General features: G+C 60.5%; 14 protein-coding genes and 1 CRISPR repeat array (1 of these 15 running past the window's edge). All 14 genes read right to left on the bottom strand.

Annotated elements, in window-relative coordinates; translation table 11 throughout:
• A CRISPR array of direct repeats spans nt 1-801; the repeat unit is 32 nt; unit sequence ATTTCAATCCACGCATCCACATAGGATGCGAC (it extends 94 nt beyond the left edge of the window).
• A 564-nt stretch (nt 802-1365) separates the two neighbouring features.
• Nucleotides 1366-2220, bottom strand: a complete 855-nt coding sequence (paaX, locus tag L6439_RS04135; protein ID WP_213470534.1) for a phenylacetic acid degradation operon negative regulatory protein PaaX — start codon at nt 2218-2220, stop codon at nt 1366-1368.
• A gap of 128 nt (nt 2221-2348) precedes the next feature.
• Nucleotides 2349-2771, bottom strand: a complete 423-nt coding sequence (locus tag L6439_RS04130; protein WP_168182511.1) for a thioesterase family protein — start codon at nt 2769-2771, stop codon at nt 2349-2351.
• Nucleotides 2772-2836: 65 nt separating this feature from the next.
• Complete coding sequence (locus L6439_RS04125; protein WP_213470532.1) at nt 2837-4036, bottom strand: thiolase family protein; 1200 nt, start codon at nt 4034-4036, stop codon at nt 2837-2839.
• Complete coding sequence (locus tag L6439_RS04120; protein WP_172878978.1) at nt 4014-4784, bottom strand: 3-hydroxyacyl-CoA dehydrogenase family protein; 771 nt, start codon at nt 4782-4784, stop codon at nt 4014-4016. The genes L6439_RS04125 and L6439_RS04120 overlap by 23 nt, the downstream gene beginning before the upstream one ends.
• Entirely contained in the window at nt 4774-5652 is an 879-nt protein-coding gene (locus tag L6439_RS04115; protein ID WP_213470530.1) for a 3-hydroxyacyl-CoA dehydrogenase family protein, read from the bottom strand. The genes L6439_RS04120 and L6439_RS04115 overlap by 11 nt, the downstream gene beginning before the upstream one ends.
• A gap of 3 nt (nt 5653-5655) precedes the next feature.
• Complete coding sequence (locus L6439_RS04110; RefSeq protein ID WP_168182508.1) at nt 5656-6447, bottom strand: enoyl-CoA hydratase-related protein; 792 nt, start codon at nt 6445-6447, stop codon at nt 5656-5658.
• A gap of 14 nt (nt 6448-6461) precedes the next feature.
• Nucleotides 6462-7241, bottom strand: a complete 780-nt coding sequence (locus L6439_RS04105) for an enoyl-CoA hydratase-related protein (protein ID WP_168182507.1) — start codon at nt 7239-7241, stop codon at nt 6462-6464.
• Nucleotides 7238-8593 (bottom strand): phenylacetate--CoA ligase family protein, encoded by a 1356-nt coding sequence (locus L6439_RS04100; RefSeq protein WP_213470527.1) that lies wholly within the window; start codon nt 8591-8593, stop codon nt 7238-7240. The genes L6439_RS04105 and L6439_RS04100 overlap by 4 nt, the downstream gene beginning before the upstream one ends.
• 11 nt (nt 8594-8604) lie before the next feature.
• Entirely contained in the window at nt 8605-9426 is an 822-nt protein-coding gene (locus L6439_RS04095) for an enoyl-CoA hydratase-related protein (RefSeq protein ID WP_237096735.1), read from the bottom strand.
• 65 nt (nt 9427-9491) lie between these two features.
• Nucleotides 9492-9941 carry a PaaI family thioesterase gene (locus L6439_RS04090; RefSeq protein WP_213470525.1) on the bottom strand — a complete coding sequence of 150 codons (450 nt, stop codon included), beginning with the start codon at nt 9939-9941 and terminating at the stop codon, nt 9492-9494.
• Nucleotides 9938-10240, bottom strand: a complete 303-nt coding sequence (locus tag L6439_RS04085) for an EthD family reductase (protein ID WP_087443198.1) — start codon at nt 10238-10240, stop codon at nt 9938-9940. The genes L6439_RS04090 and L6439_RS04085 overlap by 4 nt, the downstream gene beginning before the upstream one ends.
• A gap of 47 nt (nt 10241-10287) precedes the next feature.
• Complete coding sequence (locus tag L6439_RS04080; RefSeq protein WP_172878979.1) at nt 10288-11748, bottom strand: NAD-dependent succinate-semialdehyde dehydrogenase; 1461 nt, start codon at nt 11746-11748, stop codon at nt 10288-10290.
• Between the two features lie 132 nt (nt 11749-11880).
• Nucleotides 11881-12381, bottom strand: a complete 501-nt coding sequence (paaD, locus tag L6439_RS04075) for a 1,2-phenylacetyl-CoA epoxidase subunit PaaD (RefSeq protein ID WP_374043209.1) — start codon at nt 12379-12381, stop codon at nt 11881-11883.
• Nucleotides 12382-12396: 15 nt separating this feature from the next.
• Nucleotides 12397-13230, bottom strand: a complete 834-nt coding sequence (gene paaC / locus L6439_RS04070; protein ID WP_213470523.1) for a 1,2-phenylacetyl-CoA epoxidase subunit PaaC — start codon at nt 13228-13230, stop codon at nt 12397-12399.
• Nucleotide 13231: the final 1 nt, after the last annotated feature.

Below are 13231 nucleotides of genomic sequence, written 5' to 3'. Positions count from 1 at the left end.
CGACGGCGCAACTCCTCGACCTCCGACACGGTTCGACATTTCAATCCACGCATCCACATAGGATGCGACAAACGTTCTCCGCTTAAGCCTTGGTAACTAAACATTTCAATCCACGCATCCACATAGGATGCGACTCAAACCGAGGAGCCGGAAGCAAATCGGGATAAGCATTTCAATCCACGCATCCACATAGGATGCGACAACTATGCCAGCGGACGAATGGGAACGCATCGATATTTCAATCCACGCATCCACATAGGATGCGACTAGGCAGTTTAATCATTGGCATATCCTGCGGACGATTTCAATCCACGCATCCACATAGGATGCGACCAGACTCCATGATTGGTTAACTTCTTGATGTATACGGTATTTCAATCCACGCATCCACATAGGATGCGACGCTGTTGCTCCGGCATACAAGATCCTGGAGCGTTAATTTCAATCCACGCATCCACATAGGATGCGACAAGCGTCTAGGATGGCCTGTAACGTGCCTAATTCATTTCAATCCACGCATCCACATAGGATGCGACCTCCGAATGTGGTCAACGTGCCTTTGAATATGCGATTTCAATCCACGCATCCACATAGGATGCGACGGCATACGAGCCCAACCACCAGAGACTCCTACCCCAATTTCAATCCACGCATCCACATAGGATGCGACACCTGAAATAGAATTTTCTCATCAAGAATCCACAATTTCAATCCACGCATCCACATAGGATGCGACAATTTCTTGTTTCGTCTGCGGGATATTGACACAATTTCAATCCACGCATCCACATAGGATGCGACAGCGAAAAAGAGCACAAAACATACCAAAACAATCGTTTCATGGTTAAAAACTTCAAGAAAACAAATCAGTTTAGCTTCAATAAACCAAAATAAATTAACTATTATGGATAATATTTCAATAAATATGGTGCGAATCTCCCGGGGATTTCATGTGCACTTCACATTCGCACCGAAGTGGCCGGGCGTCCGAATGTCTCGGCCAACTTTGGCATGCTTCGGCACCATACTTCTTAGTATATCACGGACAAGTGTGCTAAGAAGATACTTTTATACGTATCTCCCGATAGAATCAATCAGGCAGCGAATCAGCCGTTCGTCGTGATGGGTAACTTTGGAGACAGTTAGAACACGCAATATCTCATATCAATAATGAGAAAGAGTGCATTCGGTCGGATATCCTGGCGTATGCCTGCCATGGTTAGCCAAAGCCTTCATAAAAATATCCGGTACTAATGCGACCCCACGTTAAAGCATGGAAGCAAATATGCCGCAAAAGGCCGGCAAAAACGGAAGTCCGGGAGGGGGCATGGCTGTAATTCGGTCATATCCCCTTTAGCGCCTCATTCATGCATGCTCCCTATCGCGAACCGAAAGCGCATCGGGCGAAGGTTCATAGGCTTGCTCAAAAAAACGGCTGGCGCCCGGATGCAGCAAATCGTAGTAGTTCTGGAATAACTGATCCGCTTCCTTGCCCAGCCATACATCCGGCAGCAGCTCTTCGGGGAAGTCGGGATCGATGAACAGGAACTTCCGGTACCGATGGACCAGCTTGGTCTTCTCCACGAAGCAATAGCCGTCGGGCACGGCCTCCCCCTGCTCCGCCGCCGCCAGCAATCTCTCATAGCTCGGACGGTACGCCTCAATGAACTCGGCGTAAGCCCTATTGATCTCATCGATGTTCCAGCACTTCTGCACCAGTTGTCCAGGCTCGCTCCAAGCGACATGATCCGCCCTGAAAATCTCCACGTACCCGGAAATCCCGCGAGATTCCACGATGTCTCTCACCTTGTCGGTCAGATCATTCGGGCTAATCCAGGTGCTTGTCGTCAGCATGCCGAAGCCGAGCCATGCCAGCTCCTTGCGAAGCTGATCCCGTATGCCCCGCTCTCTCTCGGGAATGTTGTAGCTGGCAATGCACCACTTGCCGTCCCATGTATCCGTCTCCTGCTTATAGATGCGGGCCGCCGCCTCGTTCAAGCGCCGCTTGCCGCGCGGGGACATGGAATAATAGCTGCGGTTCCCCACTTTGCGCGACTCCAGCCAACCTTGGCGCAGCATACGCGAGATGGCGGCCCGTACGGCCTGTTCGGTCAATCCGAATTCTCCCATCAGGCCGGTCAGGCTCCCGACCCAGATTTCACTGCCATAATGACGTACATACTCGCCGTATATGGTAAACAGCATGGATTGCGGCCTCATGTTCACCACTCCTAGTCGTTCGTATGATTGCCAAATGTTGCATCTTTGTCAAATTGTATCACTTGCCCCCCCATAGCTCAAGCAAAATGGGGGACACCGCCGGAGTGGAGGAACCGCCGCTTATGCCGTCAGGTCACCTTCTGCTCTTCTTCCACCTTGCGGCGCAGGGCCGCGAACCGGTCCGCCATCGTTCTTTTGTCGAAGATCGCCTGCGTGAACGATCCCGTCCCGACCAGATTGAACTTCGTCTCGGCTGTCACATCGCAGATGATGCGCTTCGGGCCCGCCTCGGTGCAGACGGCGCGGAACGTCACCTCCTGCCCGGCGACGGCCGGCCCCACATGCTTAATATCGAGAGCGAACCCCGATCCTTCCTCCTCTTCTTCCAAAAAAGGAACAATCATCTCGCGGCCTGCCTTTTCCATATAGTAGATCATCGAGACGGTAGACATCACTTCGTGAATGACGATACCGTCAAAGGCAGGGTACATATCCGGGGTGACGGTCACGACAAAAGAAATTTCGGCGCCCGGAATCAATCCTGGCTTCATGTCGATTCCTCCTCGCCTGGCTACCAATCAGCCGTGTCCATTCGCGTTTTCGAGTTTCTGACCCGTCATACTCGCTCGATAATCGTAGCGATGCCTTGCCCGACGCCGATGCACATCGCGGCCAGGCCGTAACGGGCTTCCCGGCGCTCCATCTCATAGAGCAGCGTAGTTAAAATCCGGGCTCCGCTGCACCCGAGCGGATGGCCGATCGCGATCGCGCCGCCATTCACGTTCACCCGTTCCGGATCGATGTTCAACTCGCGCATGCTGGCAACCGTCTGTGCGGCAAACGCTTCATTCAGCTCGAACAGATCGATATCCTGGATCGACAGCCCCGCCTGCTGAAGCACCTTGCGCGCGGCCGGCACGGGGCCGATTCCCATCACGGACGGATCGACGCCGGCAGACGCCGAAGCAATCACCCGGGCGCGCGGCCGCAGTCCAAGCGAATGAGCCGTCTCCTGCTCCATCATGAGCAGCGCTGCCGCCCCGTCGTTCAGGCCTGACGAGTTCCCGGCCGTCACGGTTCCCCCTTGCTTGAAGGCCGGCTTCAGCTTCCGCAGCTGCTCCAGCGTCGTCTCGGGGCGCGGGTGCTCATCCTGATCGAACCGCGCGATCTCGCCCTTGCGCCCGGTCACGTCCACCGGCACGAGCTCGGCCGCGAATCTTCCCGCCGCCAGGGCTTCGGCATATTTCCGCTGGCTGGAGAGCGCGAACTCATCCTGTGCCTCCCGGCTGATCCCATATTGCTCCGCGACATTCTCCGCCGTCTCCCCCAGGCTGATCGGCGGATACAGGGCGGCCAGCTTGTCATTGGTCATCCTCCATCCCAGAGTGGTGTCATAGATCTGCTGATGCCCCCGCTGGAAAGCGGCTTCCGGCTTCAACATCACATATGGCGCCCGCGTCATGCTCTCCGTCCCGCCGGCAATATAAGCGTGTCCCGCCCCGGCCATAATCGCATAGGCGCTCTGATGGACGGCTTCCATGCCGGATCCGCACAAGCGGTTCACCGTTACGCCCGGCACCTCGACCGGCATTCCGGCCAGCAGCAGCGACATTCGCCCCACATTGCGGCAGTCCTCCCCCGCCTGGTTCGCGCAGCCGAGGATGACGCCGTCCACCCGCTCCGGGTCAACCGGATTCCGCTCCAGCAGGCTGCGAATGACAAGCGCCCCCAGATCGTCGGGGCGCACATCCTTAAGAGCTCCGCCGTAGCGTCCGATCGGCGTCCGCACCGCATCAATGATTACGGGTGTTCCCATCTTGATCCCCCCTAATTTCATAGGAATAGAAGCCTTGGCCGCTGCGCCGGCCGACCCGCCCTGCCAGCACCAGCTTGCGCAGCAGCGGCGCCGGACGATACCGCTCCTCGCCCAGATCGCGGTGCAGCCCGCGCAGGACCGCCAGCACGTCATCCAGCCCAATACGGTCGGCCCATTCGAGCGGGCCATGAGGGTAACCGGTTCCCAGCTTCATGGCCGTATCGATATCCGCGGCGGATGCCGTCCCTTCCATGAGGGCGAAGGCGGCTTCATTGACGATCAAGGCGAGAATGCGCGGGAAGACAAGTCCCGCCTCATCCTCCACGATCTCCGCCTGCTTCCCCAGGGTGCGGAACAGCTCCTCCAGACCAAGAAGCGCTTCCTTCGACGTCTGCAGGGCAGGAGCCACTTCGATCAGGCCGCGCTCCTCGATCGGAGCGAACGTGCCGAAGCCGCATATCCGCTCCGGCCGCGCAGCCCATGACGCAATCTCGGTGGCCGCCAGAGCGAGCGAGGTGGCCGCGATGGGGATTTCCGGCCCTAACAGCCGATCCATCCTTATGATGTTGGACCGCTTTTCCGCCATATCGCCATTGGTTAGTTCCACGCCATACCGAACCGGCAGGCCCTCCCCGCTCTCCTCCGCTTCCGCCAAAGACACGACCCGGTAACCGCTTCGTTCCAGCAGCGCATGCAGGCCGTCGCGCAAGGGACTGGTTCCAGCCAACACAACCGCGTTATTGGTCATATGGATAAAATCCCTCCCCTGTCTTTCTGCCCAAACTCCCTGCCTGCACCATGCGCTGCTGGATCCGGCTCGGCTTGAAGCGGCTCTCGTGGTAGAAGCGGGCGTAGACCGATTCCGTCGTCGCCAGATTCACGTCGAGGCCGATCAGGTCCTGCAGCTCGAACGGCCCCATCTTGAAGCCGCCGGCCTGCTTCATAATGCGGTCGATCTGCGCCGGAGAGGCCACCCGATCGCCCATGATGCGCAGCGCTTCATTATAGTAGGGACGGGCGACGCGATTCACGATGAAGCCGGGCGAATCCTCCGCCAGCACGGGCACCTTGCCCAGCTCTTCCGCGAACCGGCGCGCGGCGGCGACGCAAGCTTCACCCGACTTGTGCCCGCGAATGACTTCGACCAGCGGCATAACTGGCGCAGGGTTGAAAAAGTGAAAGCCTATGATGCGCTCCGGATGAGGAAGACCCGCCGCAAGCTCCGTAATGGAGAGGGAAGACGTGTTGCTCAGCAGCAGCGCATCGCTGCCGCACAGCTCCGTTAAGCGGGCGAACACGGATCGTTTGAGCTCCAGCTTTTCGGGAACGGCCTCAATAACGATCGGGCACGACCTTAACGCTGCCATGTCCTGCATCGGCTCGACGAGCTCATGCGTCTTCCGCTTCTCTTCCTCTGAGATCCTTCCCTTCGCGACATCCTTCGCCAGGATGGAGCCGATATAGGCTTGCGCGGCATCCAGCACCTCCGGCTTAATATCCTGCAAATAGACGCGGCGGCCCCGACGGGCGCAGACAAGCGCAATGCCCGCTCCCATCGTGCCGGCGCCGACAATGCCGACCGCGCCGGGGCTGCTCCCGGGAACTTGGAATTCCATCGGCTACACCCCCTTGAACACGGGCGGCCGCTTCTCCAGAAAAGCTCGCATGCCTTCCCGGTGATCCTCCGTGCGCCCGGCGATCTCCTGGGCATACGCCTCTTGCTCCAGCGTCTGCGCGAGATCCGTCTCCAGCCCCCGGTTCATCGTCCGCTTCATCAGCCCGATGGCCCGCGTCGGAAGCTGAGCCAGCTTGGCCGCAAGCGCGTCCGCTTCCTCGTCCAGCCGTTCGGCGGAGCAAATGCGATTGACCAGACCGATTCGATGCGCCTCTTCCGCCGTGACGCGATCCCGGATCGTGGCGATCTCCATCGCCTTGGCCAGGCCGACGAGACGGGGCAAGAAGTAGCAGCCCCCTGAGTCGGGAACAAGCCCGATATTGACGAACGCGCTGACGAAATAAGCCCGCTCGGACATCACGCGCAGGTCGCAAGCGAGAGCGAGGCTCATGCCCGCTCCTGCGGCGACCCCGTTCACGGCCGCGATCACCGGCAGCTCCGTGCCGCGGATCTGCATAATCAGCGGATTGTAGCGCGAACGCAGCATGTCCCCGTGATTTTCGGCCGCGGCTTGCCCGTCTGCTCCCGGCACATCGCCCAGATCCTGTCCCGCGTTGAACGCCTTGCCCGCTCCGGTCAGGATGATGCAGCGCACCGCCGCGTCTTTCCCCGCTTGGCGGAACGCACCGATCATCTCGCGGATCATCTGCCCGGTGAAGGCATTGTATTTATCCGGCCGGTTCATCGTAATCCGGGCAACGCCCTCCGATACTTCATACCGAATCGTCTCGTACACGGCCATGTCTCCTCCTATCTGCCCTTGAATTGGGGACTTCGCTTCTCTTGAAAAGCGCGCATGCCTTCCTTCTGATCCTCGCTCGCGAACAGCAGATGGAAGCACTGGCGCTCATAATCAAGCCCTTCGGCCAGCGGAAGATCCTGCGCCTTGCGGACCGCCTGCTTGATAAGGCGGACCGCCAGCGGCGGCTGGGCGGCAATCCGGCGCGCCAGCTTCAGCGCCTCCTCCAGATAGAGCTCGACCGGCGCCACCTTGTTAATCAACCCGCGGCGCAGAGCCTCATCCGCCGGCATCGTGTCTCCGGTCAGCAGCAGCTCCATCGCCTTGCGGAGTCCCAGCGCCCTCGTCAGCCGCTGCGTCCCGCCGGCGCCAGGCATGACGCCAAGCCGAATCTCGGGCTGCCCGAATCGCGCCGTATCCGAGGCGACGACGAGATCGCAGCTCATCATCAGCTCGCAGCCTCCGCCGAGCACATGCCCGCTTACGGCGGCGATAATCGGCTTGGCGATGCCGCCGATGCGATCCCAGACGTCGAACTGCCGCTTCATCAGCAGCGATACGGCCGAATCATCCGCCATCTCCTTAATATCCGCCCCGGCGGCGAAGGCCTGATCATTTCCCGTAACGACGATCGCCTTGACGGCATCGTCCCGGTCCATCCGCTCCAGCTCCGCCACGAGCTCCTGCATCAGTTCTCGATTCAAGGCATTCAGCACATCGGGCCGGTTCAGGGCAAGCACGCCCACCGTTCCGTCCGCCGATACGTTCACATAGCTGCCAAGCTTCGTCATCCCGCCTCCACTCCTTCGTTTTCTTGAACGGCTGCCGCCCGCTTGCGGTTATCGACGATGCGGACGGCTTTGCCTTCGCTGCGCGCGATCGAATTCGGCTCGTTCACATGCAGCAGAACCGAGACGCCGAGCGAGCATTTGATTGCCTTGCCGATCTCCTTCACCAGTTCGGCCACCTCCCGGCTCTCCCGAACTCCGCCTACCCGTCTCCTGAATTCCGGCGTCACCTCGCAGTGCACCTCGAAGCGGTCGAGGGCATTGTCCCGCTCAATGACGACCTGATAATGGGGAGCAAGCTCGGAGAAGTTGAGGAGCACCGCCTCCAGCTCGGTCGGGTAGACGTTGACGCCGCGGATAATGAGCATATCGTCCACTCTTCCCTTAATCCGCGACATCCGCATCGTCGTGCGGCCGCACTGGCATGTGCCGGGGTGAAGCGACGCAATGTCGCCCGTCCGGTACCGGATGACCGGGAACGCTTCTTTGGTCAACGAGGTGAACACCAGCTCGCCCTCCTGACCATAGGGCAGCGGTTCACCCGTATCGCGATCGACCACCTCCGCCAAAAAATGATCCTCGGCAATATGCAGACCATCCTGCGCTTCCTGACATTCGATCGCGACCCCGGGCCCGAGCACCTCGCTCAAGCCATAAATGTCGATTGCCTTGATGCCGAGGGCATCCTCCAGATGGCGGCGCATCTCCTCCGACCACGGCTCAGCCCCGAAAATGCCGTACTCGACGCTTGTCGTCCGCGTGTCGATGCCCTGCTTGCGCATTTCCTCCACCAGATTCAAAATATAGGACGGCGTGCCCGAGAGCCCGCGCGGCTTGAAATCCTGAATGAGCGTAATCTGCCGGGGCGTATTCCCTCCCGACACGGGCACGGCGACCGCCCCCAGACGCTCGATGCCGTAATGCAGGCCCAGTCCGCCCGTGAACAGCCCATAACCATACGCATTGTGAAAAATATCCCCGGGCCGGCCGCCCGCGCAGCAGATAGCGCGCGCGACAATGTCCGCCCAGGCTTCAATGTCCCGCTTCGTATAACCGACCACAATCGGCTTGCCCCTCGTGCCGGATGAGCCGTGGATGCGCACGATGTCGCTCATCTCGGCCGCGAACAAGCCGAACGGATAATGATCGCGCAGATCGGATTTCTGCATGAACGGCAGACGGCGGAGGTCCTCCAGACTGCGAATGTCCTCCGGCGCCAGGCCGGCCCGATCCAGCGCGGCACGATGAAAAGGCACCCGGTCATATGCGCGCTTGACCGTCTGCCGCAGTCTCTCCAACTGGAGCGCCCGCATCCGATCGCGCGGCATCGTTTCCATTTCGACATTGAATATCACGCGCTACCCTCCTACTCCCCACGGAAGACAGGCTTTCGTTTGTCCGCAAAGGCTGCCAACGCCTCTGCCCGATCCTTCGTCGGGATAATCATCTCGTAGGCTTGCGCCTCAACCTCCAAGCCGGAGTGCAGATCAACGCTGGCGCCCCGGTTAATCGCGTATTTGGCCTGATAGACCGCGAGCGGCGCATTGGCGGCAATCTCATTCGCCAATTCGAGCGCCGCCTGGAGAAGCTGCTCCGCATCATCGGCTATTCCGGTCAGCAGCCCGTATTGAAGGGCCTCTTCGGCGCCAATCTTCCGCGCGGTCAGGATGAGCTCCTTCGCCCGCGCCGGTCCGATGAGCCGCGGCAGCCGCTGCGTTCCGCCCGCCCCGGGAATGATGCCCAGGCTCACCTCGGTAAGTCCCATGCGGGCATCCCGGACCGCAAAGCGGAAGTCGCAGGCCAGCATCAATTCGAAACCGCCGCCGAACGCGTATCCATTCACCGCCGCGATCGTCGGCTGCGGAAGCTCCTCGACGGCGGCGAACACATCACGGATCGCGCGCACGTTGCGGCGCACCTGCTCCTCATTCAGCACACGCCGCTCCTTCAAGTCCGCCCCCGCGCTGAAGGCGCGGCCCGCGCCCGTCACGATGACGGCCCGAATCCGCTGGCGGTCCTGCCGGATCTCCTCGACGATCCCGCCCAGCCGCATCAGCGTCTCATAATTGAAGGCATTCAATTCGCCAGGCCGGTTCAGCGTAATGATGGCGGCCTGACCGCGGCGCTCCAGCTTCACGGACTGCCCCAACGGCTGCCCCGCCTCCAAATCCTGCTTCTGCATCTCCATCGATTCGTACTGCCCCCTTCTTCCCGCCGCTCCATCGGCTCGGTATACTCTACTGTCTCTTGGCCTTATGCCTGGTCCTCAACCTTAGCCTGCTCCGCCGCCGGCAGTTCCGCGCCCCGTTCCACGCGTTCCGGGTTGATCCGAGCATAGGTTCCGGAGGCGACGGCCACGAGCTTCCCGTCGCAGGTGATCCGCACATCCGTCACAATCAGATTGCGCCCGCGCTTCAGCACGCGGGACTCCGCGACGAGCAGTTCGCCGATGGCCGGGGACAAATAATTGATTTTGCTCTCCACGGTCACGCATTGCTGCACCCCGTCGACCGGGGGCACAGCCGCATGACCCATAGCGACATCGGCCAGCGTATTCGTCACGCCGCCGTGCACGACGCCTTCAAGACTGTTGTGGAGATCGGGGCGGATATGCAGTTGCATGACGCAGCCGTCCCGCTGAAGCTGCACGACCTCGATTCCGAGCAAATCGTTAAACCGGTTGCGGCGCGTCGGCTGGCTCACTCGTGAACCTCCGCCATATGCATCGACACCACTTTGCCGGCGAATCCCATCAGATCCTTGCCCGACGCCTTGCCCTCCGGGGACGACAAGGCCGCCTTCAAGGCCTCCTTCGACTCAAAATACATCTCGCAAATGAGGTGCAGATCGCTCTCGCCCATAGGCGTTCCATAAATCGTTCCCACCTCCATCTTCACGAGGCCCGGCATCTTCGCCGCCAGCGGGGCGTGGGTCTGGAAATAATGCTCGTTAAACGCTTCGACATCCTCAGGCTTGCGATAAATGGCTATTAATTTGACCATGAATATGTCCTCCCTTATCCACCAAAATCAATCCCTACCATCCTATGCTACATTCCGAACGAGACGAACTTCGTCTCCAAAAAGGCGTCCATCCCGTAGCGTCCGCCCTCCAGGCCGAGCCCGCTCTCCTTCCAGCCGCCGAACGGGGCCTGCGTCTGCGTCGGAGCGCCGTCGTTAATGCCTACGATGCCGTATTCCAGCGCCTCCGCCAGGCGGAAGCAGCGGCTGTTGTCACGGGTATACACATAAGCGGCCAAGCCGTATGGCGTATCGTTCGCCATCTCGATGACCGCGGCTTCGTCCGTGAACGTCATCATCGGCACGACCGGGCCGAACGTCTCCTCGGCCGCAATCTCCATCTCCTTGGTCACGCCGGCAATCAAGGTCGGCTCGCAATAGAAGCCTTTGCCGTACTCGCCCTCCGTCAAGCGCTTGCCGCCAAATACGATCTGCCCGCCTTTGTCCCGGGCATCCTGGATATGGCGCAGCACTTTATCGAGCGCCCGTTGATTGACGAGCGGGCCGATTTCCGTCTCTTTGCCGCGGCCGTCGCCGACCTTCGCCTTGCTCAGCCGTTCGACCAGCTTGGCGCTGAACGCCTCCGCCACGGACTCATGCACATACAGGCGGTTCGTGCAGATGCACATCTGGCCCGAGTTGCGGAACTTGCTCTCGAACAGGCCCGCCACCGCCGCATCCAGATCCGCATCCTCGAACACGATGAATGGCGCATGCCCGCCCAATTCCAGGCTCACCCGCTTGACGTGCTTGGCCGCCCCTTCCATCAGCAGCTTGCCGACGCGCGTCGAGCCGGTGAAGGCGATCTTGCGCACCTTCGGATTGTCGAGCAATTCCTGGCCGACGGCCTCCGGCCGGCCGATGACCAGGTTGGCGACGCCTGCCGGGAAGCCGGCTTGCGCGATCAGCTCGAACAGCCGAATCGCGCTCAGCGGCGTGCTCTCCGCCGGCTTCAAGACGACGGTGCACCCCGCGGCCAGCGCGGGCGCGATCTTCCGCGCGACCATATTGACCGGGAAGTTCCACGGCGTAATCGCCCCCACGACGCCGACCGGCTGTCGGCTGACCATAATCCGCTTGTTCGGCACGGAGGACGGAATCGTCTCGCCGTACACCCGCTTCGCTTCCTCCGCATACCACATGAAGTTGTCGGCCGCGCCCAGCACTTCGCCCTTGGCTTCCCGCAGCGGCTTGCCCATCTCGGCCGAGATGATCCCAGCCAGTTCATCGCGATGGCTGCGCACCAATTCATATAATTGGTACAAATATTTCGAGCGCTCGCGGGCGGTCAGGCGAGACCAGCCCGGGAAGGCTTGATGGGCCGACTCGATGGCGGCTCTGGCGTCCGTGCCGTCGCCATAGCTTACCGTCCCGACCTCCTCCCCGGTTGCCGGATTGATGACGCGGAGCGTGCCGCCGGCCTCCGCCCGGGTCCATTCTCCGTTGATGAACATCGACTTCACTTCCACGGTCTGCATGCTTTTTTCCATCGTAACCGGATACCCTCCCAATTCCTCTGCAGCCGGATGCGCTTCAGAGGGCGCGCATTCGCGCGCGATATTTTTGTTGCTTGTTGGTTGACTTTCCTTTGACTGTTGCCCGATTATGATTACGCTTGATCCTCATAACACTTTCAAGGCTTCGAACGGATTTTTGCAGTGCTTGCAATATAAAATGCTGCGGCAAGCCGCGGGACCGAACATATTGTCCATGCGGGTGTGCGGCGAATCGCAGTAGGGGCACCGCACCTCCCACTCCTCGCCCGGCACGGAGCCGCGCGGCGGGGCAACGATGCCGAACGAACGCAGCTTCTCCCGTCCTTCCCCGCTAATCCGATCCGAGGTCCAGGCGGGCTCCTGCAGGAAGCGAACGCTCGCCTCGCGCACGCCCTCGATGGAGAGCAGCTTCTCCTGAATTTCGCTCTTCATCATCTCCAGAGCGGGACAACCGATGAAGGTCGGCAGCACCTCGACCTCCACCGTGGCTTCGCTGATAGTCACCCGGTGGATCATGCCCATCTCAATCATGCTGATGACCGGGATTTCCGGATCCTTGACCTCCCGAAGCAATGTCCAGATTCGTTCCTCGATCCCCGCTTGCATATGCCGGATACGCTGCGTCACGATGAACCGCCTCCTTTACCAGCCCGCCGCAGGGTCAATCCGGTACACCTCCGACAAGGTGGCGACGGCTTGCGCCAGATCGCCGGTATGCTGCCCGTCGCGTCCATTCCTGGCAGGGATGGCCCAATCACCCGGCCAAGCGAGCCCGCACGCTTCGAATAAGCTCTGCGCCTCCGCCTTCCACCGCCGCGCCAATTCATCCCCGCCTATGCTCAGCCCGAAGCGGACGATTGCCTCCTCCTCGCTGCCCAGCGGGAACAGGCTGCCGATATCGCTCCACACACGGGCCACGGCCGCGTTCAAGCGCAAGCGCGCCTCGTCCGTGCTGGACGCCAGCCGCGTGAACCAGGAGCGCCAATATCGTCGGTGATAGTGGTGCTCGCGCCTCATTTTGTGGGCCGTCTGCGCCAGCGGCACATAGGAAGACCGCGTCAACGCTTCCAGCCGGATCTCCTTGAACAAGCCGTACAGGCAGCAGCGGGCCACGGCATAAGCCCAGTCATAATGCGGGTCATCCGCATAATCCCCCGGTCCGTTCGGACGCTCGGCCAGAATGGCATTGCGGAACGCCTCCGGGGTGCGCAAATGCGCCAGATCGTCCGCCTTGCCGGCCCCCAGCTCCTCCAGCATCCCGTACAGCATCGCCGCATGCCCCATCATGTCCTGCGCCATCGACGAAAAAGCGACATCTTCTTCGATGTGAGGGGCCAGCCCCAGCCATTCCGATCCCCGGTAAGCCAATATATAGTCATCGTCTGCAATCTGAAACAACAATTCCTGCAAGGCCCGCGCATATTCCGGGCTGCGCTTGGCCTCTTCCGCCGACTCTGCGCCAATATATCCTGCCATG

Source organism: Paenibacillus dendritiformis, from assembly GCF_021654795.1.
GTDB lineage: Bacteria > Bacillota > Bacilli > Paenibacillales > Paenibacillaceae > Paenibacillus_B.
The sequence above is the reverse complement of the archived record's forward strand: the minus strand, read 5'-3'. Positions and strand labels throughout refer to the sequence as shown.